A 25,871-nucleotide genomic window follows, 5' to 3' on the forward strand; every position below is an offset into this window, starting at 1 on the left:
GGCCGCCCTTCGCTTTTTGAGCCCTCCCGGCACCAACGCCCGGGGAGTTCGTTGACCGGCAACCCTTTGGAGAAACGCCGTGGCCCATGACCCGTCCGCCCCCTCGCCCATCCTCACCGGCCTCAAGGGCCTGTGCCCGCGTTGCGGCAAAGGGCATCTCTTCCAGGGCTACCTGAGGGTTCGGCCAAAATGCGAGGCCTGCGGCCTCGACCTCGCCTTCGCCGATACGGGCGACGGCCCGGCTTTCTTCGTCATGTCCTTCGTCGGCATCGTGGTGGTGGCCCTCGCTCTCTGGGTGGAGTTCACCTATGCCCCGCCGATCTGGCTCCACCTGGTCATGTGGACGGCCCTGAGCATCGTCCTGAGCCTCGTCCTCGTCCGGCCGCTCAAGGGCGTTCTGGTGAACCTGCAATACCACCACAAGGCCGAGGAAGGGCGCTTTCACTAGTGACTGCCTCGTCTCACAAGGGCCGCTCGCTGATCATCCCGGGGCTGGCGGCGCTCGTCGCGCTCGCCATTCTCGTCGGCCTCGGCACCTGGCAGCTCCAGCGCAAGGCCTGGAAGGAAGACCTGATCGCCCAGATCGAGGCCCGGGCCTATGGCGAGCCCGGCGCCATCGTGCCCGAGACCGACTGGACCGCATGGCGGGCGGACCAGGACGAGTTCCGCAAGGTGCGGGTGACCGGCACCTTCCTCCATGAGTTCGAAGCTCCCGTGTACGGCCTCGCTCCCGGCGACCGCCAGGGCGCGCCGCTCCAGGGCTATTACCTGGTCACGCCCCTGAAGCTCGCCGGCGGGGCCATCGTGATGGTCAACCGCGGCTTCGTGCCCATGGACCTGCGCGATCCGGCCCGTCGGCCCGGAAGCCAGCCCGCCGGCGAGGTGACACTCACCGGCCTCGTGCGGGCGCCCGAAGCCCGCAACACGTTCACGCCGAAGGACGATCCCGGCCGGAACCAGTGGTTCGCCCGCGACCCGCAGGCCATCGCGGCGGCCCATGGGCTCACGCGCGTCGCGCCGTTCCTGATCGACGCCGACGGGAGCCCCAACCCGGGCGGCTGGCCCCGGGGCGGCCTGACCCCGCTCACCCTGCCGAACAACCATCTCCAATATGCCGTCACCTGGTTCGGGATCGCCCTCACGCTGATCGGCGTCTTCACGGCCTTCGCCTGGCGGCGGCTGAAGGAGCCGGCCTCAGCCGAGCTGGAATAGGAAGAAGAGCCCGAACCCGAGGATGACGAACCCGGCACTGACGATCTTCGCGATGGAAAGGACCTTCAGCAGGACGCGCGCCTCCTCGCGGCGCTCGGCGCGTTCGGCCCGGCTCATGGTCTCCTGGGCCTTGATCTGCTCGGCGTAGAGCGAGGTCGTCATGACGTTGCTGGTGGCCCCGTCCTTCTCCAGTTCGATGCGCTGGGCCATGACCCCGATGACGAGGCCCAGGACGCCCAGGCCGAGGAAGCCGGCAACGAGATAAGCCGCCAGGACGGCCCCTGCCAGCACGGCCACCAGGATCGGCAGCAGGATCCAGTCGATTCGGGTCATGTGCATGGGACCACCCTCGCCGAAAGCCATGCCGCATCAGGATAGCAGAATCCGCCGACCAAGTCCGCCGGGTGCGGCCCGATGCGGCTTGCCGCAATCGGCCGCTCCCCCTAATGTCCGGCCGAATTTCCAGGAGATCCACCGTGCTCCATATCTCGACCCGGGGGGAAGCCCCGGCGCTCGGCTTCGCCGATGCCTTGCTGACCGGCCTCGCCCGGGACGGCGGGCTCTACCTGCCGGACCACTGGCCGGCCCTGTCCCAGGACACGATCCGGGGCTTTGCCGGCAAGCCCTATGGGGATGTCGCGAAGGCCGTGCTCGGCCCGCTGGTCGATGGCGACATTCCGGAGGCCGACCTCGGCCGCATGATCGACGAGTCCTACGCCTCCTTCCGTCACGCGGCCGTGTGCCCGCTGACCCAGATCGGCGACAATCTCTTCGTGCTCGAGCTGTTCCACGGTCCCACGCTCGCCTTCAAGGACGTGGCCATGCAGCTCCTCGGCCGGCTCATGGATCACGTGCTCAAGGCCCGCGGCGCCCGCGCGACCATCGTGGGCGCGACCTCGGGCGACACGGGCAGCGCCGCCGTCGAGGCGTTCAAGGGCCTCGATCAGGTCGATATCTTCATCCTCTACCCGCATGGGCGCGTCTCGGACGTGCAGCGGCGGCAGATGACCACGGTGGCCTCGCCGAACGTCCATGCGCTCGCCGTCGAGGGCACGTTCGACGATTGCCAGACCATGGTGAAGGGCATGTTCAACCATGCCCGCTTCCGCGACGAGCTGCAGCTCTCCGGCGTGAACTCGATCAACTGGGCCCGTGTCGCCGCGCAGGCGGTCTACTACTTCACCGCCGCCGTGGCGCTGGGCTCCCCTCACCGCCCGGTCTCGTTCTCGGTACCGACCGGCAATTTCGGCGACATCCTGGCCGCTTACGTGGCCAAGCGCATGGGCCTTCCCATCGACCGGCTGATGATCGGCACCAACGCCAACGATATCCTGGCCCGTACCCTCGGCTCCGGGTCCTACGAGATCAAGGGCGTCGAACCCACGACCTCGCCCTCCATGGACATCCAGATCTCGTCCAATTTCGAGCGCCTGCTGTTCGAGGCCTATGGCCGCGACGGCGGGGCGGTCCGCCGCCTCATGGCGAGCCTCGCCCAGTCACGCGCCTTCATGATCGAGGCCGGCCCTCTCGCCCGCATCCGCGAGGAGTTCTCGGCCAGGGCCGTGAACGAGGACCACGTGATGGCCGAGATGGCCGACACCTATCGCGCCACCGGCTACGTGCTCGATCCGCACAGCGCGGTCGGCACCCGCGCGGCGCGCACCCTGCTCGAGCGGGATCCCGCAACTCCCGTCGTGGCCCTGTCCACCGCGCATCCCGCCAAGTTCCCCGATGCGGTCGAGCGCGCCACGGGCCTTCGCCCCGCACTTCCGCCGCACATGGCTGATCTGATGGAGCGCAGGGAGAGCTTCACGGTTCTTCCCAACGACCAGGCTGCGGTCGAGCGCTTCATCCGCGAGCGCGCGCGGGCGGTCAAAGGCGCGGCCGCATGAACCAGCACTTCGTCCACGAGAAGCGGATCGAGATCACGACCCTGTCCAATGGCCTGATGGTCGCCACCGAGCGGATGCCCGCGATCGCCACGGCGACCCTGGGCGTGTGGGTCGGCACCGGCTCGCGGCATGAGCAGGCCCACGAGCACGGGCTCTCGCATCTCATCGAGCATATGGCGTTCAAGGGCACGGCCCGCCGCTCGGCGCGCCAGATCGCCGAGGACATCGAGAACGTCGGCGGCGACATCAATGCCGCCACCAGCGTCGAATACACGAGCTACACGGCCCGCGTTCTCGGCGAGAACGTGGATGTCGCGCTCGACGTGCTGGGCGACATCCTGATCAACTCCGCGTTCGATGCGGGCGAGCTCGCGCGCGAAAAGGGCGTGATCCTGCAGGAATACGCGGCCGTCGAGGACACGCCCGACGACCTGATCTACGACGCCTTCATGGAAACGGCATTCCCGAACCAAGCGGTCGGGCGGCCGATCCTCGGCACGCCGGAGACGATCAGGAGCTTCGACGAGGCGGCGATCCGCGCCTTCCTGGCCCGCGAATACACGCCGGGCAAGATGGTGCTGGCCGCGGCCGGCGACGTGGAGCACAGCCAGATCGTCGACCTGGCGGAACGCCTGTTCGGCGGGATGCCGGCGGTTGCTCCGCGCCAGCCGGAACAGGGGCGCTACGCGGGCGGCGAGAGGCGGATTTCGCGCAAGCTCGAACAGGCCAACCTGGTGCTCGGCCTGCCCGGCCTCTCGTTCAAGGACCCCGGCTATTACGCGGTCCATCTCTTCGCCCACATGCTAGGCGGCGGCCTCACTTCGCGCCTGTGGCACGAGGTCCGCGAGACCCGCGGCCTCGCCTATTCGATCGACTCCTTCCACTGGCCGTTTTCCGATTGTGGACTCTTCGGCATCGGAGCCGGAACGGCGGGCTCGGACGTGCGCGAGCTCATGGACGTGACGCTCGCCTGCATGGCGCAGGCGACCCGCGACATCAGCGAGATCGAGCTCGTCCGCGCCAAGGCGCAGATGAAGGTCGCCCTCCTGACGGCCCTGGAGACACCGGGCGGCCGGATCGAGCGCGTCGCCCGCCAGCTCCTGTCCTGGGGCCGCGTGGTGGCGAGCGAGGAGATCATCAGGAAGGTCGATGCCCTCGATGTCGAGCATGTCCGCGATGCCGGACGCCGGCTTCTGCAGGGAGCCCCGACCCTGGCGGCAATAGGCCCCATCAAGGAGCTGTCCTCCCTGGACGAGATCGCCGCAGCGCTGCGGACCTGAATTTTTTAGCCGGACCTTCCCCATGGTCACGGCTAATTCTCCTCAATCCCGCCGCAAACTGGCCTCATGGCCACATAGTAACGATAACAAACGAGTCCTGCGGACAAGTGACGGGCCCCTCCGGCCCCAGCTTGCTCTCAAGGCTCCTGACCGGTACCAATCCTGTTCCACTGTTTTAGTACCGGACGAAAGACCGAAGCATTGCGGATCGTATCTTTCGCCATAACCCTTCTTTTGGCGGCATTCCTGGGGCTGGCCTTTCCGTCGTCCGGCTGGGCGGTCGAATCCGTTCGCGTCGATCCCAAGATGAAGGCCATTGATCTCACCCCGGCCATCGAGCGCTACAACTCGGACGGGGACGAGATCAGGATTTCCACGGCGCCGGGGCGCGACGGCATCGTCCGGCGCATCGCCGTGAAGGCGCGCGAGGCCGGAACCCGGCCCGATTGGATTGTCTTCGCGCTCACCAACGATACCGACGAGCAGGTCGACCGCCTTCTGGTCGCGCCGCATTTCCGCCTGACCGGCTCCGGCGTTCTCTGGCCGGATCTGGGCGCGACCCGGATCGCCGCGATCACCGCGAGCCAGGGCATCCGACCCGATCGGGACGACAGCGCGGATGCGGACATCTTCCTCATCACCCTCGATCCGGGCACGACCGTCACCTTCGTGGCGGAGCTGCGCTCCAACAATCTACCCCAGCTCCACCTGTGGGACGCCAATGCCTACAAGGACAGGGTCAACGGGCTGACCCTCTACAAGGGCATCATCATCGGCATCGCGGGCCTGCTGGCCCTGTTCCTGACCATCGTGTTCGTGGTGAAGGGCGCCTTGATCTTCCCGGCCGCCGCCGCCCTGGCCTGGGCGGTGCTGGCTTATGCGTGCATCGATTTCGGCTTCTTCCAACGCATCTTCCCGATCAGCGAAGCGACCGAGCAGGTCTATCGCGCCGGCGCGGAGGCGGTGCTCTCGGCGACGCTGCTCGTCTTCCTCTTCGCCTACCTCAATCTCAACCGCTGGCACGTGCGCTACAGCCACGTGACCGCCTTCTGGCTGCTGTTCCTCGGGGCCATGGTGGCGCTGGCCATCGTCGATCCACCGGTGGCCTCGGGCGTCGCCCGCATGTCGATCGCGGCCGTCGCCGGCATCGGCTTCGTCCTCGTGATCCATCTGGCCACGCACGGCTACGACCGCGCGGTGATGCTCGTCCCCACGTGGCTCCTCCTGGTCGCCTGGGTGACGGCCGCGAGCTTCACGGTCGTCGGCCAGCTCACGTCGGACCTCGTTCCCCCGGCCCTCGTCGGCGGCCTCGTTCTCGTCGTCATGCTCATCGGCTTCACGGTCATGCAGCACGCCTTCGCGGGCGGTGCCTTCACGCGCGGCTTCGTGAACGACACGGAACGCCGGGCCCTGGCCCTGACCGGCGCCGGCGACATCGTGTTCGACTGGGACGTGGTCTCCGACAACATCTTCGTCAGCCCCGAGGTCGAGCATCAGCTCGGATTGAAGCGCGGCTCGCTCGAAGGACCCGCCTCCGCCTGGTTCGACCTGATCCATCCCTTCGACAAGGACCGCTACCGGCTCGCCCTCGATGCGGTGATCGAGCAGCGCCGCGGCCGGCTGACCCAGGACTTCCGCCTGCGCTCGGCGTCCGGCGCGCACAATTGGTATCGCCTGAAGGCGCGGCCCGTGATCGGCTCGGACGGCGAGGTGCTGCGCATCGTCGGGACCCTGGCCGACGTCATGGACAGCAAGACCGCCGAAGAGCGCCTGCTCTACGACGCGGTGCACGACAACCTGACGAGTCTGCCGAACCGGCAGCTCTTCTACGACCGGCTGGAGGCCGCCCTCACCTTCGCCGGCCAGGACGATGCCTTGCGTCCCACCGTGCTCGTCGTCGACATCGACAAACTGAAGGACGCGAACGCGACGGCGGGATACGCGGCCGGCGACTCGGTGCTGCTCACCCTCTCCCGCCGCCTGAGCCGCCTGCTCAAGCCGCAGGACACGCTCGCGCGCATCTCGGGCGACGAGTTCGCCATCATCCTGCTCTCCGAGCGCGAACCCGACCGCATCATCTCCTTCGCCGACATGGTCAGGCGCGTCGTGACCACGCCGTTCACCTATGCGGAGCGCGAGATCTTCCTCACCGCGTCCATCGGTATCGCCCTCTACGATCCGCAGATCGCGGCGCGGCGCGAGGAGGTGCTGCGCAACGCCGAGATCGCCATGGCCCATGCGCGGCGCCACGGCGGCGACCGGATCGAGGTGTTCCGGCCGACCATGCGCTCGGACCGCAGCGACCATTTCACCATGGAGACGGACTTGCGCCACGCGCTCGACCGCAACGAGATGCGCGTGCTGTTCAAGCCCATCGTGCGCCTGGAGGACAGGACCATCGCGGGCTTCGAATCGATGCTGCGCTGGGACCATCCGCGTCTCGGACGGATCGGGCCCGAAGACTTCATGTCGATCGCCGAGGAGACTGGGCTGATCATCAAGCTCAGCGTCTTCCTGCTGGAGCAGACGGGCCGCGAGCTCGCCGCGTGGCAGAATGCCCTCGAGGTCGAGCCGCCGATCTTCGCCAGCGTCAACATGTCGAGCCATCACCTGCTGCGCCACGACCTGCTGCAGGACGTGAAATCGGTCGTGGCCCGCACGGGGGTCGTTCCCGGCACGCTCAAGATCGAGATGACCGAGAGCCTCGTGATGGAGAATCCGGAATATTCCGCCCAGATGCTCACGCGCCTGCGCGATCTCGGAGCGGGCCTCTCGCTCGATGATTTCGGGACCGGCTACTCCGCCCTCTCCTACCTGCAGCGATTCCCGTTCGATACGATCAAGGTGGACGAGTCCTTCGTGCGCCTGATGGGCTCCGGCAAGCCGGTCATCCTGCGCTCCATCGTCAAGATGGCCCATGAGCTCGGCATGGAGATCGTGGCCGAGGGGGCGGAAAGCGAATCGGAGGTGATCGAGCTCTACCAGCTCGGGTGCGAATACGCCCAGGGACCGGTCTTCGGAGAGCCGATGTCGACCCTGCAGGCCCGCCAGCTCGTCGGCGCGGCCCCGGCGGCGGCGTAAGAAACCGTCGCCCTAGAGCATCGAGCCGATGCTCTTCGTCTTGGCCGGCGCATCGTTCGGGGCGGACCCGGAGGGCCGCACGACGCGCTAGGCGTGGCCGGTTTCCATCGACAGCATGGCGGGTTCGATCCCGATCCGGCGCAGGGCCATCTCGTAGCGCAGGTCGGCCGCGGTGTTGAAGACGAGCTCCGCGTCGGCCGGGCAGTTGAGCCAGCCGTTGGCCTGCAGCTCCATCTCGAGCTGCCCGGCGCCCCAGCCTGCATAGCCCAAGGCCAGCACCGCGTTCTCCGGCCCGTCGCCCCGGGCGATGGCGCGCAGGATATCGATGGTCGCGGTGAGGCAGATGCTGTCGTCGATGGGCAGGGTCGATTGGGCGAGGTGGAAGTCCGGGGAATGGAGAACGAAGCCCCGGCTTGTCTCAACGGGCCCCCCCATCAGCACCTGCATGGAGCCCACCTTCTGCGGCAGCCGGATGCGATCCGGCTCGGGAAGGATCTCGAGCTGCACCAGCAGGTCCGGCATGTTCAGGTTGGCGGCCGGCCGGTTGAGGACGATCCCCATCGCGCCTTCGGCCGAATGGGCGCAGATGTAGATGACCGACCGCGCGAAGCGCTCGTCCATCATGCCCGGCATGGCCACGAGGACCTGCCCGTCCAGGTAAGGGGATCCGGTGTCGTAGGAAGGAAGGAAAGAGCCCATATGCTAAATTCTGCCTTGCCGGACCCAAGCCCCCGATCACAGGATCGTGGATGGCGGGCCCGAAGATAAATGCATAAGGGAAGCGCGTCAGGGAGGTGTCAGTTCCATGGCATTCATGTTCCGCACCGTTTCGGTCGCGATTTTTTTGTTCTTGTCCGTCACCGCCATCGCCGCACAGCCCGCCAAGCAACCCGCCTCGTCCCAGGGCTTCCATTCCCGCGCCCGCCTGATCTCCGGGGGGCAGCAGGGGGACGTCTGGCTTGCCGGGATCGAAATCGCCCTCGACCCGGGCTTCAAGACCTACTGGCGCAATCCGGGCGATTCCGGCCTGCCGCCCCGTTTCGACTGGACCGGCTCCGAGAACGTGGCCGGCACCGAGATCCGCTATCCCGCCCCCACCCGGCACGAGGATGCCGCGGGCGTGGCCTATGTCTACGGCAAGAAGGTCGTGCTGCCCGTCCTGGTCAGGGCACAGGACAGGACCAAGCCGGTCAGGCTCGTCCTGGCGGCCGAATACGGGGTCTGCAAGGACATCTGCATTCCGGCCCGGGCCGATCTGAGCCTCGACCTCACCGCCGGCGGCCAGGACCGGGACGCCATCGAGGCGGCTCTCGCGAAGGTGCCGCGCCCGCAGCCTCTCGGAGCCCCGGCCGATCTGGCGGTGCTGTCCGTCGAGCCCGCGACGCGGGACAAGCCAGCCTATTCCGTTACGGTGCGTGCCCCGGAGGGCGCAAAGCCCTCCCTGTTCGCCGAGGGTCCGGAGAACTGGATTGTCTCGACCTCCCTGCCCGACCAAGCGAACCGCTTCACGGTCACCGTCGAGGACAAGCCCAAGGAGGCCGCGGCGGCCGTCCCCCTGCGCCTGACGCTCGTGGCCGGGGGAAAGTCCGTCGAGACGGACGTGAGCCTCGACGGGAATGGGCTGCCGCGCTAGGGATGGAGCATTCAACGGCATTCCTTCGGAGACATATGCCCATGCCCATCCAGGTTGGAGAACGCCTTCCCCAGGTCACCTTCCGCATCATGACCCCCGACGGGCCGGTCGCCAAGACGACCGACGACCTGTTCAAGGGCCGCAAGGTGGTTCTCGTCGCCGTGCCCGGCGCCTTCACGCCGACCTGCCATCGCAACCACCTGCCCGGCTACGTGCAGAAGAAGGACGAGATCCGGGCCAAGGGCGTGGATTCCATCCTCGTCACGTCGGTCAACGACGTCTTCGTGCTTGATGCCTGGAGCAAGGCCTCCGGGGCCGAGGGCATCGAGTTCCTGTCCGACGGCAATGGCGATTTCGCCAAGGCCATCGGCCTGTCCATGGACGGCTCGGGCTTCGGCCTCGGCACCCGCTCGCAGCGCTATTCGATGGTGGTCGACGACGGCGTGGTCCGGGCGATCAACGTGGAGGATGCCCCCTCCAAGGCGCAGCATTCCGGCGCCGAGAACATCATGAAGGATCTCTGATCCGTCTCCAGCAATGGATCGGACGTTCACCTCTCGTCATCACCGGCCTTGTGCCGGTGACCTCGATCGAAGAGACGCGGCGCTTTTCGCATCGGGATGGCCGGCACAGGGCCGGCCATGACGTGCCAGGCGGCAGGACCGGAGAGTGCCGCAACGGACGGTCAGACGCGCGCTCTGCGGCCCTGGCTCTTGAACGGCTTCATCGCCGCGACGGCGAGTTCGTCGACCCGGATGTTGGTCGGATCGTCCGCGTGCCCCTTGACCCAGTGCCAGGCCACGTCGTGCCGGGACGCGGCCGCGTCGAGTTCGCGCCAGAGATCCTCGTTCTTCACCGGCTTGTTGTCGGCGGTGCGCCAGCCGCGCCGCTTCCAGTTGTGCATCCATTGCGTGATGCCCTGGCGCACATACTGCGAATCCGTGAAGAGATCGACCGCGCAGGACCGCTTGAGGGCGTTCAGGCCCTCGATGGCCGCGCGGATCTCCATGCGGTTGTTGGTGGTGTGAGCCTCCCCGCCGGAGACCTCCTTCTCGCTGCCCTTGAAGAACAGGATCGCCGCCCAGCCGCCCGGCCCGGGATTTCCCGAGCAGGCGCCGTCCGTGTAGATCATCACGCGCTCCGCCCCGCTCATGCGCCGAGCCCGAGTTCGCGCGCATGCTTCACATGGCGGTGGAAGTTGAGCTTGCGGTCGTATTCCAGCGGGTCCTTCGGCTTCACCAGGGCACCCGGCGGCACGTTGAGCCAGTCGACCAGGCGGGTCAGCATGAAGCGCATGGCGGAGCCCCGGCAGAGGATCGGCAGGGCCTCGACCTCGGCCGGCTCCAGGCGCCGCACCGACTGGTAGCCCGCCAGCATCGCCCGCCCCTTGGTCAGGTTGAACGAGGCGTCGATCTCGAAGCACCAGGCATTGAGGCAGATCGCGACGTCGTACGCGAAGGCGTCCGTGCAGGCGAAGTAGAAATCGATCAGCCCCGACACCTCGGACCCGATGAAGAACACGTTGTCGGTGAACAGATCCGCATGGATGATCCCGGACGGCAGGTCGTGGGGCCAGGCGTCCGCGAGGCTTGCGAGCTCGCGCCGCGTGCGCTCGGCGAGGCCGATCGAGACCGTGTCGGCCTGAGCCTCGGCCTGGGCGAAGAGCGGCGCCCATGCCTCCAGCGAGAGGGCGTTGGGCCGCCGCATCGTGAAGTCCTGCCCGGCCAGATGCAGCTTCGCCAGGGCGGCACCGAGCGCACCGCAATGCTGCGCCGTGGGACGGCGGATCGCGATGCCTTCGAGAAACGTGATGATCACCGCCGGCCGGCCGGCCACGCGCCCGAGGGGCTCGCCCCGGCGGTTGTTGACCGGCAGCGGGCAGTTCAGCCCCCTCACAGCCAGATGCTGCATGAGGCCGAGGAAGAAGGGCAGGTCGTCCTCCCGCACCCGCTTCTCGTAGAGGGTCAGGATGTAGGAGCCCTTCGTAGTGTGAAGGAAATAGTTGGTGTTCTCCACGCCCTCGGCGATGCCCTTGTAGGAGAGCACCGTACCGATGTCGTAGGTATCGAGGAAAGCCGACAGCTCCTCGTCGCTGACTTCCGTATAGACCGCCACCGCTTACTCCGCCGCCTGCTCACGAAGCTCGCGAGGCAAAGGAAAGAAAACGCTCTCGTCCGCCGTCGACACGCTCTCGACCGACACCTCGAAACGTTCCGCGAACGCATCGATGATCTCCTCGACCAGGATCTCGGGCGCCGACGCGCCGGCCGTGATGCCGAGACTGCGGATGTTCCCGAACAGGCTCCAGTCGATGTCCTCGGCCCGCAGGATCAGCCGGACCAGGGAGCAGCCTTCCCGCTCGGCCACCTCCCGCAGGCGCTGGGAATTGGAGGAATTGGGCGAGCCCACCACGATCATGGCATCGACCAGGGGCGCCACGCGCTTGACCGCGCCCTGTCGGTTGGTGGTGGCGTAGCAGATGTCTTCCTTGTGCGGGCCGACGATCGACGGGAACCGTGCCCTCAGGGCATCCACCATGTCCTGGGTGTCGTCGACCGAGAGGGTCGTCTGGGTGACGAAGGCCAGGTTGTCCGGGTCCGCAGGCTGCATCCGGGCGATGTCGTCCACGGTCTCCACCAGGGTGGCGGCCCCGTCGGGCAACTGGCCCATGGTGCCGATCACCTCCGGATGCCCCGCATGGCCGATCAGGATGATGTGGCGGCCCCGCTTGTAGTGGACTTGTGCCTCCCGGTGCACCTTGGTCACCAGCGGACAGGTGGCGTCGATCCCGAAGAGGCTGCGGGCGGCCGCCGCCTCCGGGACCGATTTGGGGACCCCGTGAGCCGAGAAGATCACCGGCGCCTTCGTGTCCGGGACCTCGTCGAGCTCCCGGACGAAGACCGCGCCCTTCCGCTTCAGGTTTTCCACGACGTATTTGTTGTGCACGATCTCATGGCGCACATAGACCGGCGCCCCATGGATCGCGAGCGCCTTCTCGACCGCATCAATGGCACGGACGACCCCGGCGCAGAAGCCGCGCGGGGCACAGAGCAGAATGTCGAGAGAAGGCCTGGTCATGATCTGGCGATGTGGCGAGACGAGACCCCTCCTGTCAAGCGGGAGCGACGCAGTTTCGCGGCGGACGTGACATCCTCTCCCGGCATGGCCGAGACAAGCCCGGCCATGCCGATGCCGTTTCGACGTCATGGCCGGCCTTGTGCCGGCCATCTCGATACGGAAAAGGACAACATTCCAAACAATCGAGATCACCGGGCGAGCCCGGTCATGACGTGGCGGTTGGGAAACCGAACCTGTGCGGTGGGGCACGAAGCGGGGCCGTTCCCGTCAAGAATCGCTCGCACTTGGGCGTTGGAATCCCTAGAAAGGTGACACACCCCGTCACCTTCCCTGATCGCTCATGGCCTCCACCGCTTCCCACGTCAGCTTCCTTCCACCTATCCTGACCTTCTGCGGGGCGGCTGTCGTGGCCGTGCCCGTGTTCCGGCTCCTCGGTCTGAGCGCTGTCCTGGGCTATCTCGCGGCTGGCGTCGCGATCGGACCGTCGGGCCTGAGTCTGGTGGAGGATCCCCAGACCATCGCGACCGTCGCGGAATTGGGCGTGGTGCTGCTCCTGTTCATCATCGGGCTCGAGCTGAAGCTGTCCCATCTCTGGGAGATGAAGCGCGACATCTTCGGCCTCGGCTCGGCCCAGCTGACCGTGACGGCCCTCGTTCTCGGCGGAGCGGCTTACGCCATCGGGTTCTCGGCCGAGGCTTCCTTCGTCACGGGCGTGGCCGTCGCGCTCTCGGCCACGGCGATTGCGCTCCAGATGCTGGGCGAGCGGAACGACCTGCAGACGCCGTACGGCCAGCGCTCCTTCGCGATCCTGCTGTTCCAGGACCTCTCCGTCGTTCCGCTGCTTGCCGTTCTGCCGCTGCTCGCCTCCGGGGCGGCGGAGCAGGGCTCCCTCGTGGATCGCCTCCTGTCGGTCGGCGAGGCGCTGCTCGGGATCACCGCCGTCGTGCTGGTCGGCCGTTACGGCCTCAACCCCTTCTTTCGCATCCTCGCCCGCAGCGGCGCCCGCGAGGTCATGACCGCCTCCGCGCTTCTTGTTGTCCTCGGTGCCGCCCTGCTCATGCAGGAGGTTGGCCTCTCCATGGCGATGGGTGCCTTCCTGGCCGGATTGCTGCTCGCCGAGTCGAACTTTCGTCACCAGCTCGAAGCCGATATCGAGCCGTTCCGCGGTATGCTGCTAGGCCTGTTCTTCATGAGCGTGGGCATGTCCATCGACCTTGCCCTCGTGCGCGAGCAATGGCTGCTGCTCCTCATTGCGGCGCCTGCGGTGATCATCGGCAAAAGCCTTCTCATCGCAGTTCTGTCGAAGCTCTTCGGTGCCAGCTGGCGCGACGGGCTGCGTTCGGGCACGCTACTGTGCACGGCGGGCGAGTTCGCCTTCGTGCTGATCCCGGTTGCCACGGGGCTCGGGCTCATGTCTCCCGCGGAAGCGCAGCCGGTCACGGCGCTCGCCGCCATCACCATGCTGCTGGGCCCGCTCCTGTCGACCTTCGTCGAAAGAATGGTCGCCAAGCGCGGTGAGAGCGATGAGCAGCCGGATCTGCCCGGGCTCGCCGGCCTCGAAGGCGAGCTCGAAAGCCGCGTTCTCGTGATCGGCTTCGGCCGGTTCGGCCAGATCGTGAACCAGGTTCTGCTCGCGCAGGGCATCGAAGCAACGGTGATCGACAAGGATGTCGAGCGCATCCGCGACGCGGGCCGGTTCGGGCTTCAGGTCTATTACGGCGACGGAACCCGCCTCGACGTGCTGCGCGCGGCCGGTGCCGAGAAGGCCGAGATGATCTGCATCTGCATCGACGACCAGGAGGCGCTCATGAAGATCATCGAGATCATCCATGAGAACTTCCAGAACGCCCGCAGCTTCGTGCGCGCCTTCGATCGGATCCATGCGATCGAACTCATGAACCGGGATGTGGATTACCAGATCCGCGAGGTGTTCGAATCCGCGATCGTGTTCGGACGGGCGGCCCTCGAGGAGCTCGGCACGGAGCCGGAGGCGGCGGCGTCCGCGGCCAACGACGTGCGCAAGCGCGATATCGCGCGCCTCGTGCTGCAGAAAGAGGTGGGCAGCATGGGAGGAGCCGAGCTGGTGATGGGCGCCAGGATCACGCCCGAGCCGCTCACCGTTCCCACGAGCAAGGCCCGGGCTCTCAGCCCGGAGACGCGGGACATTCTCGGCGAAGGCGTGTCGTAATGGACGCGGAGCCCTCGGTAAAGAAGGTCGGCATGGCGGGCGAGCCCCCGCCACGCTTCGTGGTCGGCTCGACCATGCGCCACGTCCTGGTCATGACCGGAACGGCGTCGGTCGGTCTCATCGCGATCTTCATCGTCGACCTCGTGTCCCTGCTCTACATCTCATGGCTGAACGAGCCGAGCCTGACGGCCGGCGTGGGTCTCGCCACCGTGGTGATGTTCTTCACGATCTCGATCAACGTGGGCCTGATGATCCCCATCGGGGCTCTCGTCTCGCGTGCTCTCGGCGCACGCCGGCCGGACGATGCGCGCCGTCTCGCCACCTCGTGCTGCATCCTCATGGCGGCGGTCGCGACCGTCGTCAGCCTCGTCATCCTGCCCCTGCTGCCACTGATCCTGAGCGCGATTGGGGCAAGCGATCAGACCTACGAGGTGGCCCGCAACTTCCTTTGGATCACGCTGCCGACGAACGGCCTCATGGCCATCGGCATGGCGTTCTCCACCGTGCTGCGCGCAGCCGGCGATGCCAAGCGCAGCATGTACGCCACCCTGTCCGTGGCGGCCGTCACGGTGGTGCTCGATCCCATCCTCATCTTCGGTCTCGGCCTGAAGGCCAACGGCGCGGCGCTGACCATCGGCATCGCGCGCGTGGCGTATATCTATGTGAGCTTTCTCTATCTCACCCGCGCTCATCGTCTGCTCGGTAGGCCCGGCTGGGCGGCGCTGGCCGCCGATGCGCGGCCGTTCTTCGCCATCGCGGTTCCGGCCATCCTCACCAACATCGCGGCGCCCGTCGCGAACGGCTTCTTCACGGGCGTGATGGCGCAGTTCGGCGATCAGGCGATCGCCGCCTCGGCGATCATCGATCGGGTCACGCCCGTGTCCTTCGCGGGAGTCTTCGCCCTGGCCGGGGCCATCGGGCCCGTGCTCGGGCAGAACTGGGGCGCTCAGCGCTATGACCGCATGAAGCAGACGCTCAAGGATGCACTGATCTTCATGACCGTCTATGTCTGCAGCATGTGGCTGATCCTGTTCCTCGTGCGGGTTCCGATCACCCAGGCGTTCAACGCGCCGCCGGTTACTGCCGAGATCGTTCAGTTCTTCTGCCAGCTCAGCGGTTTCATCTGGTTCTTCGTGAGCCTCGTCTTCGTGGCCAATGCGTCGTTCAACAATCTGGGCTATCCGCTCCTCTCCACCTTCTTCAACTGGGGGCGGGCGACACTGGGCATGATCCCGTTCGCGTATTTCGGCGCTCAGATCGGCGGCCCCAAGGGGGCCCTCCTGGGGATCGGAGCAGGATCCGTGGTGTTCGGGATCGCGGCCGTGATCACTGCGTTCTGGACAATTCGGCGCCTGGAGAGGCAAGCTGTCCGGGCCGTGTGACGGTCTGGGCGGCCGGCATCGATCACGGGTTCGTTTTCGCCGATGGCCCCCTTGGGGCCGACCACGAGCGTTTCGTCAGCGAGGAGACTGCCATGTTCAATTGGTTCGATCTGATGCGCCAGGCTCAGACCAACGCAGCCTTGGCCACCCTCGCACAGCAGTTCAACCTGTCGGGCGATCAGGCGCAGAAAACGATGGCCGCCTTCATGCCGGCCTTCGCCATGGGGCTCCAGCACGCGACCGCCTCCAACGACCCGGCCCGCCTCGTCCAATCCATGATGAGCGGCGCCTTTCAGAATTTCTGGCAGGCCGCCGGCAACTCCTTCTCGCCGCAGGCGCAACAGGAAGGACGGCGGCTGCTCGATCAGCTCTTCGGCTCCGACGAGGTCAGTCGCCGGGTGGCGCATCAGGCCGCCGATTACGCGGGCATCAGCACCGACACCATGCAGCAATTGTTCCCGATTCTCGCCGGCGTCATGGCCGGCGGCATGTCGCATTGGATGACCGCGCATGCGCAGGCTCTTCAATCCTTCGCGTCGGCCAAAGACCCCACGAAGGAGAAGCCGGGCGGCGCCAATCCCTGGGCGGACCTCTGGGCCGGGTGGATGACCGCAACGGCGCCCGAGAAGAAGCATGCCAACCCGTTCGAGGACATGATGGCAAGCGTTCTCAAGGCCCCCGGTCCGGAGGCCCCGAAGGAGGAACCTCCCGCCGCGTCTGCGTCCTTTGACGACATGATGGAAAAAGGACGCGAGATGCAATTGCAGTATCTCGCGTCCCTTCAGTCGATCTTCAGCGACGCCTGGCAGAGCCAGGACAGGAAGGCCTAAGCGAAGCGCTTGAGCGGCTTCACCATTGGAACCACGGGCCGGACCGGCCCTGCCGCAGGGGCGAGCCTTTCGGCGCGGGAATGTCGCTCGGCACTTCGAACCAACACCCATGACGGGTTGCGGGTGAGAGGCTCGTCGAGCGCGCCCATCACGTCGCCCCGGGTCAGCCCGATATCCGCCAGCATCCTGTCGTCGAACTCGGCGAGGTTCCTGACCTCCCGTCGGTGCTGCAGCGCCTTGACGAGATTCGTGAGCGCGCGGGCGAACAGCCCCAGAGCGGCCGTTCCTGAGAAGGTCATCGTCGATAATGCGGACCGGTTCATCGGAGGTCTCCTTGCTCTCACGTTCAGGTCATCGGCCTTGGAACGCCGTGGAACGGGCGTTCCAAGGCGTTCCAGGATGTTGCAGGGCGTTCCCGCCTGCTGCAGCACCCGTTCCAGGAGCGTTCCAGGGATTCGGGTTGGAACGTTTCAGGGCGTTCCAGAGCTCGTTCCAAGGGATGTTCCACGGCGTTCCACGACTTTCATGGAAGGACCTACCATCGGGCATCCAATCGAATCGTTGAATTTCCTGATTTGTTTCTCAGGATGTGAAAGGTTCTACCAGACGTCTTTCATCACTTGAAACGATTGTTTGAGATATGTATCATCAACATGATTGATGATGAGGGCATCGCCATGCATCTGCTTGATATCGACCAGCTTCGCACCTTCGTGGCCATCGCGGATACCGGGTCGTTCACCCGGGCGGCGGAGATCGTGCACAAGACGCAGAGCGCCGTCTCCATGCAGATGAAGCGGCTCGAGGACCGGGTCGGCAAGGCGATCTTCGAGCGCGACGGGCGCCTGTCGAAGCTCACCGACGAGGGCGAGCGCCTGCTCGACTACGCGCGCCGGATCGTGCGGCTGAACGCCGAATGCATGGCGTCGTTCAACGAGAACGAGCTCACTGGCCGGGTGCGCCTGGGGCTCCCCGACGATTACGCCGACCGCTACCTGCCCGAGATCCTGGCCCGGTTCTCGCGCTCGAACCCGAAGGCCGAGGTCACGGTGATGTGCGAGCCGACCCCGAACCTGATCGAGCGGGTGCAGCACGGCGACCTCGATCTCGCGATCATCACCCATGTGGACCGGCGCGGGCCGTCCGAGATCGTGCGCATCGAGCAGCTGCTCTGGGTCACGTCCACGCGCCACGGGGTGCACGAGGAGAGCCCGATTCCCCTGGCGCTCGGCCGCCCGAGCTGCGACTGGCGCCACTCGGCCACGGAGGCGCTCGAGAGCGCCGGCCGGCCGTTCCGCGTCGCCTATGTGAGCTGGCACTCGACCGCCGTGGGGGCGGCCGTGATGGCGGGGCTGGCCGTGTCGGTCCTGCCGGAGAGCGCCGTGCGGCCCGGCATGCGCATCCTCGGTCCGTCCGACGGCTTTCCGGCCCTGCCCTCGTGCAAGATCGGCCTGATCCGCGCCCGCGGCGAGGAGAACTCCCTCGCCGACGCGCTCGGCTTCCACATCAAGCAGTCGCTGGACAATCTCGGCTCGACCCGCACCATGGCGCCGCTGGCGGCCGAATAGCGCGCCGGCCGGCGACGGGCACCGCTTCGCCGGCGGGAACGGCTATTTCGCCGCCGGCCGGCGCAGCACGAGCACGTTGCCGGCGAGCGCCAGCACGACGCCGACGATCGCGAGCGGCGTCCACACATAGCCCTCGATCAGGGTCGAGACCGTGAGCGCCACGATGGGGAACAGCACCGTGGCGTAGCCGGCCCGCGCGGCGCCGAGCCGGCGCAGCAGGGTGAGATATGCCATGAAGGCCAGCACCGACGCCCCGACCGAGAGATAGAGCAGCGAGCCGATGTATCTCACGGTCGGCTCGACGATGAAGGCGTTGCCGCGCGCCAGGTTGAGCGCGAGCAGCACCGCGCAGCCATAGGTCATGCCCCAGGCGGTGGCGGAGAGCAGCGGCACGCCCCGGCGCTGCACCACCGTCGAGATCATGTTGCCCGAGCAGAAGAACAGAGTGCCCATCACGCACAGGCCGAGGCCCTTGAGCGCCGCCGCGTTGAAGCCCGCCCCGGCGATCTCCGGCCAGAACAGCAGGCCGATCCCCACCACGCCGATCGCCCCGCCGAGCGCCACCCGGGGCTCCACGACCTGGCGGAACACGAGGAAGCTCAGGGCCAGGTTGAACACGGAGGCGAGCGAGAACACCACCGAGAGCAGCCCGGACGGGACGCTCAGCCCCCCGTAGTAGAACGACAGGAAGTTGAACGAGAACAGGCAGAAGCCCACGGCCAGGAAGCGCCCGTGATCGGCGAGCGGGAAGCGCACCCGGTGCCCGGTGGCGAGCACCCAGGCCCACATGAGCACGGCCGCCAGCAGAAAGCGCCACAGCACCGACATCTCCGGGGCCACGACCCCGAGCTGCGCCCGGATCCCGATCCAGCTCACCCCCCACAGGAACACGGTGGCGGCATAGAGCCCGAGCGTGGTCCCGTCGAACCCCTTCAGGGGCCCGGCGGGCGTGGTCTGCGGGGGCATGGCGGCGGCGGCGTCGGTCATGGCGTCTCGTTCCCTTGAAGCCTCCTCGAATACGCCTGCGGACGCATCAGCACAAATGATGATATCTGATCGATTGCCCCTGGAACGGTGATGAAACGTTCCAAGGCCCCTCCCTGGAACGCCCCCTGGAACGGCCTTGGAATCCCTGGAACGCCCTGGAACGGCCCGGACCGGCGCGTTCCAGGGGCATTTCGCGTGGCTTTCAGGAAACGTGTCGTGCCGGATGGGCAAGCGGCGCGCGGTCCTGTCCGCGCGTTCCACCGCTCCGTCATCACAGTCCCCGAATTTGATCCGGGGATCGGTCCCGGTGCTTCCGATGGGCTGACGCGGTGCGCTTTTCATGATCGGGATGGCCGGGACGAGCCCGGCCATGACGTAGAGGGTGTATTTCCCGCTACGTCATCACCGGCCCTGTGCCGGTGATCCCGATGGGTTGGAACGCCGCGCCTCACCGATCGGAACGAGCCCGGCCCTGGCGCCGGAGCATGTCCGGGAGGGCGTCATGCGGTTCGCATCCTTCCTGACCGTTCTTGCCTGAGCGTTCGTGCGCGGGTTCCGGGTTCCGCTCCGCGGCCCCGGAATGACGGTCAGGCGCTCAGCCTTGACCATTCTCTCCGAGCCGATATATTGTTCACGTTTTGTTCTGTTTCCGAGTTCCCATTGCCATGACGTCTTTCCCCTCCACCCCCTCGCCCGACCCAACGGAGCCCGCCCTGTCCGATCCCGACAGCCCCGCCCCCTCGCGGTTTCCGGAGAAGCTCTCGCCGGAGCGCGTCGCCCTGCTGCGCGACTGGGTGGAATGCACCGCCCGCCCCTACAAGGAGATCGCGCGGCAGCTCGGGATCTCGCCGTCCACCATCTCCCGCTATGTGGCTCAGGGCGGCTGGAAGCGCCCGGACGGCGCCGCCCCGGCGCCCCGCATCGCCTGTCCCAACCCGGAGCCATCGCGCCAGCGGACGAACGCAACCCCGCCCCCGCAGGCGCCCGATCCCGCCTCGAACCCGGCCCCTGCCCCGCCGCCCGCCCGCCGGAATGCCCCGCAGGCCGCTCCGGCCGTGCCGGCCCGAAGGCGCGAGCAGATCGTCGACCGGCTCTGGACGCTGGCCGAGCGCCACGCCGCGATCCTGGAGACCCAGCCCATCGAGCGCGCCGAACGCTCCCTCCAGCCGCTCGCTCGCCTCACCCGCACCCTCGGCGAGATCGACAAGCACCGCCATGTGGCGCCCGAGCCCGGCACATACGCCATCGACGCCCCCAAACCCCGCCGCAGCCTCAACGAGCTGCGCGACGAGCTCGCCGCCCATCTCGAGCGCATCCAGCGCGAGGAAGGGTTTGGATGGGAGGTGCGGGAATGGTGGTTCGAAGGTGGCGGGGGGATTTGAGAGGAATGGACGAGCCTGAGGGTCAGGCTCGCCTTCAGGAGCCGGCCACCGCTCGCGGCCGGCTCAGCCATGCGCGTGAACGGGCGCGGCCTAGGCCGGCTGCGACAGGAGCCTGACGAAGTGGTCGGACGAGATCACGGGCGCGAAGAAGTTGTTGATCCGCTCATAGGCGGCCGCCTGCTGTTCGGGCTTTTGCGTCGCGGTGGCATCGCCGATGACGATCGGAAGATAGCCGTTGTCCCGGGCGGCCCGGGCATTGCCCTCGATGCACCAGTCCAGGTGAATGCCCGTCAGAACGATCACCTCGATCTTCTTGCGCGCCAGTTCGAGCGGAAGCTGGGTTCCGACGAAGGCCGTCTGAAGGGCAAGCTCGTTGAACTGGAGGTCGCCCGGCTGGACCAGCGCCTTCAGTTCGTCGACGAGCTCATTGTCGGCCTGCTTCTTCGCCTCGTCGAAATTCAGGCCCTCGACCCAGGTCTCGTATTGCACCTTGTCGAAGATCGATTGCGGGTAGCTTTCCCGGAAGACCGAGTACCCGATCCAGCTGAAGGACTTGAAGTTGGCAGCCCGTCGCGCCGCCTCGGCCACCTTCACGGTCGCCGGAAGGGTTCCCCTCTCCCATTGCCGTTCGGAGGCCTGGGCGCCCCAGGGACGGTAGAGCGAGTTGTTCTGGCTGATCGAGGCGAACGCCGCCGGGCGCTTCAGGATTTCCGCCAAATTGAGCTTTTTCCACTGCGGGGCGAGGTCCGGGATCGGGGCCGGCGTGAAGGCCTTCTGGCCGTCCTGGGCGAAGGCCTGAGATCCGACAGCGGTGGTCGCGGCAAGACCGGCCGCCGCCGTGAGCAACTGACGGCGCGAGGCATTCATGGTCATCGTGCGTATCCTCTTGTTATCGACAGATGATGTGTCAATGAGCCCGCACAGTAGAGCCCGGCCGTCAGGCTTCCAGCAAGTAGAACCAGATTGTTATTTTCACGGCTTTCGCGGGAAAAACTTACAGACGCAACGGCAATATGGAAAAACGATTTCACGAGCTCCGACACGGCCCCATACATCTGTCTTCAGGGCACGGAGGGAGAGTAAAAGCGCCGCTACTGTCCCGGTGAGCGGCACCGAGCGGCGCCGCCGCGAACGGGCGCTTGGGGCGCGAACCCGGTCATCACGGAGGCATCGTTCATCGGGAGCTTATTGGGCGTGAAAGAGGGTTATGGCCAGGAGGTGCGGGATTGGTGGTTCGAGGGCGGCGGGGGGATTTAGAGAGACACAGCAGTAACGTCCGCAGCAGGAACACCAGTGGACCTTTGTACGGCTATTGCGCCTTCTGCTCTTGACCCGAAAGAGACATCCGGCGTGAGCCAGGATTAATCCAACCTTCGTGATAGATGGTGGGATGTGGTGCAGGTAAAAGTCCGCCTCACTTCCGACAGCTACTGCCGTCATACTGGCATAACGAGCGAGGCCCGCATGACGACGGCGGAACGAATGCCCTGGTGGGCGTGGATCTGGCCTGCTGTGGCCTGGGGCGTTCTCTTGATCGCGCTCTTCCTCGGCCTGCGGGGGCTAATGGCCGCCGTGGCAGGGATCGTTCTCATCGCCACCGTGTTCGCGGCCGTGTACCACGCCGAGGTCGTCGCCCACCGGACGGGCGAGCCCTTCGGCACGCTGGTCCTCGCTATCGCCGTGACGGTGATCGAGGTGGCGCTCATCGTCTCCGTCATGATCGCAGCACCCGGCGAGAAGGCAGGGCTGGCTCGGGACACGGCCTTTGCCGGCGTCATGATCGTGATGAACGGCATTGTCGGCCTGTGCCTGCTCTGGGGCGGGGCGCGCCACCACGAGCAAGGATTCCAGGTGCAAGGGGCCAGCGCCGCCCTGGCCATCCTCGCGGCGCTCACCTCCCTCACGCTGGTCCTGCCGAACATCGCGACAAGCGCACCCGGTCCGTACTTCAGCACGTCGCAGCTTGTCTTCGCCGGGATCGTCTCGCTGGTGCTCTACGGCGCGTTCGTCTTCATTCAGACCGTGCGCCACCGCGACTACTTCCTCCCAGTCGAGGCCAGCAACGAGAACGCGCATGCGCCGCCGCCCTCGAACAAAACGGCCGCCGTCAGCGCCGGCCTGCTGCTTGTCGCCCTCGTGGCTGTCGTGGCGCTCGCTAAGTCCCTGACACCGACGCTGGAGGTGGGGCTGGCCTGGCTCGGCCTGCCCAAGGCTGTGATCGGGATCGTCATCGCGGCCGTGGTGCTGCTGCCCGAGTGCCTTGCGGCGCTCAAGGCCGCCCAGGCCAACCGGTTGCAGACCAGCCTCAACCTGGCGCTCGGCTCGGCCCTTGCGGCCATCGGCCTGACAATCCCGGCGGTCGTCGCCGTCTCACTCATCCTTGGCCAGCCCCTGGAGCTTGGGCTGGGCGACAAGGAGCGGCTCCTGCTGGCACTGACGCTGCTCATCGGCGTGATCACGCTCGGCACCGGCCGGACCACGGTGCTCCAGGGCATCGTCCACCTGGTCGTATTCGCGGCGTTCCTGTTCTTCGCCGTGGTGCCATAGGGGCGTAGGCGGATGTGACCTTCCGGCGGCGGCGCCAGCCTTGAAGGGCGCGGCTGCGGAATGATGGTGGAAGGGGAGCAGGACGGCACCGGCCGTGGCCACCTTGGGTTTAAGGGAGGTTGAGATGATGTTGTCACGACGGTACTTCTGCTGCGCCGGGGCTCTGGCCGGCACCACGGCGACCCTCGGCCGTGCATATGCGGCCGATTCATGCATGGCGCTGACGCAGGAGCGGCAACGTGCCCTCGGCCCGGACGACGCCCTGAAGGAGCTCAAGGCAGGCAACGAGCGCTTCCTGACGCAGACCATGCGCAACTGCAATCTCCTCGAGCAGGTCAGGGCGACGGCTGGCGGACAGTTTCCTTTCGCCGTGGTGATCGGCTGCATTGACTCGCGCGTGCCGCCGGAACTCGTGTTTGACCAGCGCATCGGCGACATCTTCAGCGCCCGCATCGCCGGCAATGTCGCCGATGACGACGTGGTCGGCAGCGCCGAGTTCGCGACCAAGCTGGCCGGGGCGAAGCTCATCGTCGTGCTGGGCCACAGCGAGTGCGGCGCGGTCAAGGGCGCTATCGACGGTGCGGAACTCGGAATGCTCACCAACCTGCTGAAGCGGATCCGACCGGCGATCGAAGCCAACAGCAGCGCCCCTGGCGCCCACACCTCAAAGAACAAGGACTTCGTGCAGCAGGTGGCGACCACGAACGCCAGATTGGCGGCGCAAGAACTTGAGCGCGACAGCCCGATCCTGCGGGATCTGGTTGCTGGGAACGAACTCAAGATCGTCGCAGCGATGCATGACGTCGCGACCGGACGCATCATGTTCATGGAATGAGGGCTGGCGAACGAAGGTCCGGTCCTGGCACGCCTGAGACATCATGCGGATGTCCGCATAGGAGGCGTGAGCGGACGTTCACTGCTTGTCGTACCTCCAGTTGTCCCCAAGCTGCCCTGCACGATCGAGCATGAGAAGCAACATGGATGTGCACGTGTCGTAGGTGCGGAAAGGTGAAGGGCCTTGTTCCGGCCATCGCGATCGGAAAAGCGCGCCGCCTCGCAGGATCGGGATCACCGGCACGAGGCCGGTGATGACATGAGGAGGGACGTGCCTCTCCCTTCCCCCGTCATGGCCGGGCCCGTCCCGGCCATCCCGATCGGAAAAGCACGGCGCTCAAGAGGATCGAGATCACCGGGACAAGCCCGGTGATGACGGAGGAGGCGTGACGACGGTGGTCGCGTGATGCTGGCGGCGGCCCGATGACGAGCCGGCGCGCACGCCTCCAATTGACGCCCCCGCCTGTAACCGTGTTATGTCGTCCCTGGAGCCGTGTCCCCGGCTCTGGGGCGTGAGAACCCCTCCGAAGGCGGTCGGTATCGGCCGTCAACGATGCCTTCCCAACCTTACGGTCGGGGAGGTGCTGTCGCATGTCCAGGGCGCAAGCCTAAAGGGCAGCGCGGTCGTCCTTCGGCGGCTTCTCAACTCCCCGACCACCAGCGGTGCTGGTGGTCGCTTCACCCGAGGGGAGTTGCCCGCATGGACCAGCCCTATTCTGCTTTCGCCGATTGGCTCTCGAAGTTTCATGCCGCGCCCGGGCCGATCCAGGCGCTCTGGCTCGTCGCCGGCCCGGCCACGATCCTCGGCCTCGCCTGGCTCGTGCTGCGCGGCCTGCGCGAGATCGTCGGCCTGTCGCTGCGCGGGCGCCTCGCGCGCGGTGCGAGGCGCGGCCACCTGGTCTACGGCGTCTATCAGGACGACCGGGGCCGCTGGATGATCTATTGGCACGGGCGCCAGCCCGAGCCGGTCGACTGGGAGAACCCGCCGCCGGAGCTGATCGGGCGCGGCACCGTCGTGCAGGGCGTGTTCCGGCGGCCGCAGGCGTGAGAGGCCGCGCCTGACGCGCCCCCTGCCCGGCCGGCGCATCGTGCGGACCCCGGGGCCGCGCCGGCGACCCAAAGCGCTGCGCCGGCGGCCCAAAGCGCCGCGTCCCGAAGGGACCTTTCCCCGTTCTCCACAGGCTCCGCCACAGCCCATCGACGAACCCGGGGCCGCATGAGACGTTCATGCTTCGTTCTTATGGAGATTCGTCGTGGCGTCGCAGAGCAGGAAGCTTTCCACCGAGCAGGTTCTCGAGGCACGCCTCCGATACGCGTCCGGTGAGCGGGAATGGAGCCAGTTCGCCCGCGATTACGGGGTCGACCGGACCGTCATCAAGCGGGCCGTGATGGGGGAAACCTTCAAGGAGCTGCCGATGCCGCCCAAGCGGATTTTCGGCTCCCGGCCGTTTCCCTACGGATAGAGGGCACCCGAGGCGTCGCGCGGAAAATGGGGCGTCGCGCAAGGAACGGGGCACGGTCTCCCGCGTCCGTCGATGCGCTCTTTTCAGGCGTGGAGCATCGGATCGATTTCAACAGGAGCAATCCACTTTTGAGCCGGTGCGCCAGCCCAGCAATCGACACAAACCGGGGCAAGCATGAAGCCTTCAGGAAACCCAGCGAGGGACGGCCATGCTTCCCAATCCTGACTATTTCAGTTTCGGCGATAACGGAATCCGATACGGCCTCTACGGCGGCCTCGACTATTCGGGCGGCGTCGATGGCGGCAAGATCACGGGGACGAACGATCCACCCCCGGTCGATGACTACGATGAATTCTTCTACACCCACGACCTCGAACTCCAGCAGGCCACGACCACCGAGGAGCGGCTCGACGCCCATGCGCACGTCATCACGGGCGTCTACGGGCTCCTGACCGGAACCACGCCGGACTGGGGCCTTTTCTGACGCGCTGCGGTTGCGTGAGGCGGGATCGCC

25 protein-coding genes are annotated in these 25,871 nt (G+C 66.7%); 17 read left to right on the forward strand and 8 right to left on the reverse strand.

The features are described 5' to 3' along the window. Positions 1–79: 79 nt before the first annotated feature. Both KBI52_RS21625 and KBI52_RS21630 read left to right on the forward strand, forming a co-directional pair. Positions 80–448 carry a DUF983 domain-containing protein gene (locus KBI52_RS21625; RefSeq protein ID WP_173946195.1) on the forward strand — a complete coding sequence of 123 codons (369 nt, stop codon included), beginning with the start codon at positions 80–82 and terminating at the stop codon, positions 446–448. Continuing rightward, a complete protein-coding gene (locus tag KBI52_RS21630) occupies positions 448–1,212 on the forward strand; it encodes an SURF1 family protein (RefSeq protein WP_210811619.1) in 765 nt (254 codons plus the stop codon). Before KBI52_RS21625 ends, KBI52_RS21630 begins: the two co-directional genes overlap by 1 nt. Here the strand turns inward: KBI52_RS21630 and KBI52_RS21635 are convergent. After that, the gene (locus KBI52_RS21635) at positions 1,195–1,551 is read right to left on the reverse strand and encodes a hypothetical protein (protein WP_173946197.1); all 357 of its coding nucleotides are present in this window, start codon (positions 1,549–1,551) and stop codon (positions 1,195–1,197) included. The two genes, KBI52_RS21630 and KBI52_RS21635, sit on opposite strands and share 18 nt — an antisense overlap. 137 nt (positions 1,552–1,688) lie before the next feature. Here KBI52_RS21635 and thrC point away from each other — a divergent pair, with 137 nt between their 5' ends. From thrC to KBI52_RS21650, 3 genes are all read left to right on the forward strand, one after another. Then, on the forward strand, positions 1,689–3,104 hold the full coding sequence (gene thrC / locus KBI52_RS21640; protein WP_210811622.1) for a threonine synthase: 1,416 nt from the start codon (positions 1,689–1,691) through the stop codon (positions 3,102–3,104). Next, positions 3,101–4,384 carry a pitrilysin family protein gene (locus KBI52_RS21645; protein ID WP_210811624.1) on the forward strand — a complete coding sequence of 428 codons (1,284 nt, stop codon included), beginning with the start codon at positions 3,101–3,103 and terminating at the stop codon, positions 4,382–4,384. Before thrC ends, KBI52_RS21645 begins: the two co-directional genes overlap by 4 nt. Positions 4,385–4,585: 201 nt before the next feature. Continuing rightward, on the forward strand, positions 4,586–7,465 hold the full coding sequence (locus KBI52_RS21650) for an EAL domain-containing protein (RefSeq protein WP_173946200.1): 2,880 nt from the start codon (positions 4,586–4,588) through the stop codon (positions 7,463–7,465). Between the two features lie 87 nt (positions 7,466–7,552). Here KBI52_RS21650 and KBI52_RS21655 read toward each other — a convergent pair whose 3' ends face one another. Continuing rightward, positions 7,553–8,164 (reverse strand): YqgE/AlgH family protein, encoded by a 612-nt coding sequence (locus tag KBI52_RS21655; RefSeq protein WP_173946201.1) that lies wholly within the window; start codon positions 8,162–8,164, stop codon positions 7,553–7,555. 106 nt (positions 8,165–8,270) lie between these two features. Here KBI52_RS21655 and KBI52_RS21660 point away from each other — a divergent pair, with 106 nt between their 5' ends. Together KBI52_RS21660 and KBI52_RS21665 are read left to right on the forward strand one after the other, a co-directional pair. Next, a complete protein-coding gene (locus KBI52_RS21660) occupies positions 8,271–9,098 on the forward strand; it encodes a protein-disulfide reductase DsbD domain-containing protein (protein ID WP_210811625.1) in 828 nt (275 codons plus the stop codon). 41 nt (positions 9,099–9,139) lie between these two features. Continuing rightward, positions 9,140–9,622, forward strand: a complete 483-nt coding sequence (locus tag KBI52_RS21665) for a peroxiredoxin (protein ID WP_173946203.1) — start codon at positions 9,140–9,142, stop codon at positions 9,620–9,622. Positions 9,623–9,783: 161 nt separating this feature from the next. On the opposite strand, the gene rnhA is transcribed toward KBI52_RS21665, so the two are convergent. The 3 genes from rnhA to ispH are packed head-to-tail and all read right to left on the reverse strand — an operon-like array spanning position 9,784 to position 12,176. Next, positions 9,784–10,251 carry a ribonuclease HI gene (gene rnhA, locus KBI52_RS21670; RefSeq protein WP_173946204.1) on the reverse strand — a complete coding sequence of 156 codons (468 nt, stop codon included), beginning with the start codon at positions 10,249–10,251 and terminating at the stop codon, positions 9,784–9,786. Continuing rightward, positions 10,248–11,213 (reverse strand): homoserine kinase, encoded by a 966-nt coding sequence (locus KBI52_RS21675; RefSeq protein WP_210811626.1) that lies wholly within the window; start codon positions 11,211–11,213, stop codon positions 10,248–10,250. Before KBI52_RS21675 ends, rnhA begins: the two co-directional genes overlap by 4 nt. A 3-nt stretch (positions 11,214–11,216) precedes the next feature. Then, positions 11,217–12,176 carry a 4-hydroxy-3-methylbut-2-enyl diphosphate reductase gene (ispH, locus tag KBI52_RS21680; RefSeq protein ID WP_173946206.1) on the reverse strand — a complete coding sequence of 320 codons (960 nt, stop codon included), beginning with the start codon at positions 12,174–12,176 and terminating at the stop codon, positions 11,217–11,219. A 340-nt stretch (positions 12,177–12,516) separates the two neighbouring features. Between ispH and KBI52_RS21685 the strand changes: the two genes are divergently transcribed. The 3 genes from KBI52_RS21685 (at position 12,517) to KBI52_RS21695 (ending at position 16,576) form a co-directional block, all read left to right on the forward strand. Next, on the forward strand, positions 12,517–14,364 hold the full coding sequence (locus tag KBI52_RS21685; RefSeq protein ID WP_210811634.1) for a monovalent cation:proton antiporter-2 (CPA2) family protein: 1,848 nt from the start codon (positions 12,517–12,519) through the stop codon (positions 14,362–14,364). 32 nt (positions 14,365–14,396) lie between these two features. Then, positions 14,397–15,746 (forward strand): MATE family efflux transporter, encoded by a 1,350-nt coding sequence (locus KBI52_RS21690; protein WP_210811637.1) that lies wholly within the window; start codon positions 14,397–14,399, stop codon positions 15,744–15,746. 92 nt (positions 15,747–15,838) lie between these two features. After that, on the forward strand, positions 15,839–16,576 hold the full coding sequence (locus tag KBI52_RS21695) for a DUF937 domain-containing protein (RefSeq protein ID WP_173946209.1): 738 nt from the start codon (positions 15,839–15,841) through the stop codon (positions 16,574–16,576). Here the strand turns inward: KBI52_RS21695 and KBI52_RS21700 are convergent. After that, the gene (locus tag KBI52_RS21700) at positions 16,573–16,899 is read right to left on the reverse strand and encodes a DUF1127 domain-containing protein (protein WP_210811639.1); all 327 of its coding nucleotides are present in this window, start codon (positions 16,897–16,899) and stop codon (positions 16,573–16,575) included. The two genes, KBI52_RS21695 and KBI52_RS21700, sit on opposite strands and share 4 nt — an antisense overlap. 354 nt (positions 16,900–17,253) lie before the next feature. Between KBI52_RS21700 and KBI52_RS21705 the strand changes: the two genes are divergently transcribed. Then, positions 17,254–18,144 carry a LysR substrate-binding domain-containing protein gene (locus KBI52_RS21705; RefSeq protein WP_173946211.1) on the forward strand — a complete coding sequence of 297 codons (891 nt, stop codon included), beginning with the start codon at positions 17,254–17,256 and terminating at the stop codon, positions 18,142–18,144. Between the two features lie 42 nt (positions 18,145–18,186). Here KBI52_RS21705 and KBI52_RS21710 read toward each other — a convergent pair whose 3' ends face one another. After that, positions 18,187–19,131: a DMT family transporter gene (locus KBI52_RS21710; RefSeq protein WP_210811642.1), complete on the reverse strand. Its 945-nt coding sequence runs from the start codon at positions 19,129–19,131 to the stop codon at positions 18,187–18,189. Between the two features lie 665 nt (positions 19,132–19,796). Here KBI52_RS21710 and KBI52_RS21715 point away from each other — a divergent pair. Continuing rightward, positions 19,797–20,513 carry a hypothetical protein gene (locus KBI52_RS21715; RefSeq protein WP_210811643.1) on the forward strand — a complete coding sequence of 239 codons (717 nt, stop codon included), beginning with the start codon at positions 19,797–19,799 and terminating at the stop codon, positions 20,511–20,513. 90 nt (positions 20,514–20,603) lie between these two features. Here KBI52_RS21715 and KBI52_RS21720 read toward each other — a convergent pair whose 3' ends face one another. After that, complete coding sequence (locus KBI52_RS21720) at positions 20,604–21,386, reverse strand: cysteine hydrolase (protein ID WP_247654554.1); 783 nt, start codon at positions 21,384–21,386, stop codon at positions 20,604–20,606. Between the two features lie 591 nt (positions 21,387–21,977). Here KBI52_RS21720 and KBI52_RS21725 point away from each other — a divergent pair. The 5 genes from KBI52_RS21725 to KBI52_RS21745 all read left to right on the forward strand — a co-directional run bounded on the left by KBI52_RS21725 (position 21,978) and on the right by KBI52_RS21745 (position 25,841). Next, a complete protein-coding gene (locus KBI52_RS21725) occupies positions 21,978–23,060 on the forward strand; it encodes a calcium:proton antiporter (protein WP_173946214.1) in 1,083 nt (360 codons plus the stop codon). 124 nt (positions 23,061–23,184) lie between these two features. Then, positions 23,185–23,895 (forward strand): carbonic anhydrase family protein, encoded by a 711-nt coding sequence (locus KBI52_RS21730; protein WP_247654555.1) that lies wholly within the window; start codon positions 23,185–23,187, stop codon positions 23,893–23,895. Positions 23,896–24,594: 699 nt separating this feature from the next. Beyond that, positions 24,595–24,942, forward strand: coding sequence for a hypothetical protein (locus tag KBI52_RS21735; protein ID WP_210811644.1), 348 nt, complete (start codon positions 24,595–24,597; stop codon positions 24,940–24,942). A 205-nt stretch (positions 24,943–25,147) separates the two neighbouring features. After that, positions 25,148–25,357, forward strand: a complete 210-nt coding sequence (locus KBI52_RS21740; protein WP_173946216.1) for a hypothetical protein — start codon at positions 25,148–25,150, stop codon at positions 25,355–25,357. Positions 25,358–25,565: 208 nt separating this feature from the next. After that, positions 25,566–25,841: a hypothetical protein gene (locus KBI52_RS21745; protein WP_210811645.1), complete on the forward strand. Its 276-nt coding sequence runs from the start codon at positions 25,566–25,568 to the stop codon at positions 25,839–25,841. The last annotated feature ends 30 nt before the right edge of the window (positions 25,842–25,871 follow it).

It is taken from the genome of Microvirga sp. HBU67558, assembly GCF_018069605.1.
GTDB lineage: Bacteria > Pseudomonadota > Alphaproteobacteria > Rhizobiales > Beijerinckiaceae > Microvirga > Microvirga terrae.

What these genes read in the sequence shown, in the direction of transcription:
- KBI52_RS21685 (WP_210811634.1), top strand. Translation starts at nt 12,517, where the DNA reads ATGGCCTCCACCGCTTCCCACGTCAGCTTCCTTCCACCTATCCTGACC.
- KBI52_RS21695 (WP_173946209.1), top strand. Translation starts at nt 15,839, where the DNA reads ATGTTCAATTGGTTCGATCTGATGCGCCAGGCTCAGACCAACGCAGCC.
- KBI52_RS21690 (WP_210811637.1), top strand. Translation starts at nt 14,397, where the DNA reads ATGGCGGGCGAGCCCCCGCCACGCTTCGTGGTCGGCTCGACCATGCGC.
- KBI52_RS21700 (WP_210811639.1), bottom strand. Translation starts at nt 16,899, where the DNA reads ATGAACCGGTCCGCATTATCGACGATGACCTTCTCAGGAACGGCCGCT.
- KBI52_RS21660 (WP_210811625.1), top strand. Translation starts at nt 8,271, where the DNA reads ATGGCATTCATGTTCCGCACCGTTTCGGTCGCGATTTTTTTGTTCTTG.
- ispH (WP_173946206.1), bottom strand. Translation starts at nt 12,176, where the DNA reads ATGACCAGGCCTTCTCTCGACATTCTGCTCTGTGCCCCGCGCGGCTTC.
- rnhA (WP_173946204.1), bottom strand. Translation starts at nt 10,251, where the DNA reads ATGAGCGGGGCGGAGCGCGTGATGATCTACACGGACGGCGCCTGCTCG.
- KBI52_RS21710 (WP_210811642.1), bottom strand. Translation starts at nt 19,131, where the DNA reads ATGACCGACGCCGCCGCCGCCATGCCCCCGCAGACCACGCCCGCCGGG.
- KBI52_RS21645 (WP_210811624.1), top strand. Translation starts at nt 3,101, where the DNA reads ATGAACCAGCACTTCGTCCACGAGAAGCGGATCGAGATCACGACCCTG.
- KBI52_RS21730 (WP_247654555.1), top strand. Translation starts at nt 23,185, where the DNA reads ATGATGTTGTCACGACGGTACTTCTGCTGCGCCGGGGCTCTGGCCGGC.
- KBI52_RS21655 (WP_173946201.1), bottom strand. Translation starts at nt 8,164, where the DNA reads ATGGGCTCTTTCCTTCCTTCCTACGACACCGGATCCCCTTACCTGGAC.
- KBI52_RS21725 (WP_173946214.1), top strand. Translation starts at nt 21,978, where the DNA reads ATGACGACGGCGGAACGAATGCCCTGGTGGGCGTGGATCTGGCCTGCT.
- KBI52_RS21735 (WP_210811644.1), top strand. Translation starts at nt 24,595, where the DNA reads ATGGACCAGCCCTATTCTGCTTTCGCCGATTGGCTCTCGAAGTTTCAT.
- KBI52_RS21705 (WP_173946211.1), top strand. Translation starts at nt 17,254, where the DNA reads ATGCATCTGCTTGATATCGACCAGCTTCGCACCTTCGTGGCCATCGCG.
- KBI52_RS21745 (WP_210811645.1), top strand. Translation starts at nt 25,566, where the DNA reads ATGCTTCCCAATCCTGACTATTTCAGTTTCGGCGATAACGGAATCCGA.
- KBI52_RS21635 (WP_173946197.1), bottom strand. Translation starts at nt 1,551, where the DNA reads ATGCACATGACCCGAATCGACTGGATCCTGCTGCCGATCCTGGTGGCC.
- KBI52_RS21715 (WP_210811643.1), top strand. Translation starts at nt 19,797, where the DNA reads ATGACGTCTTTCCCCTCCACCCCCTCGCCCGACCCAACGGAGCCCGCC.
- KBI52_RS21665 (WP_173946203.1), top strand. Translation starts at nt 9,140, where the DNA reads ATGCCCATCCAGGTTGGAGAACGCCTTCCCCAGGTCACCTTCCGCATC.
- KBI52_RS21720 (WP_247654554.1), bottom strand. Translation starts at nt 21,386, where the DNA reads ATGACCATGAATGCCTCGCGCCGTCAGTTGCTCACGGCGGCGGCCGGT.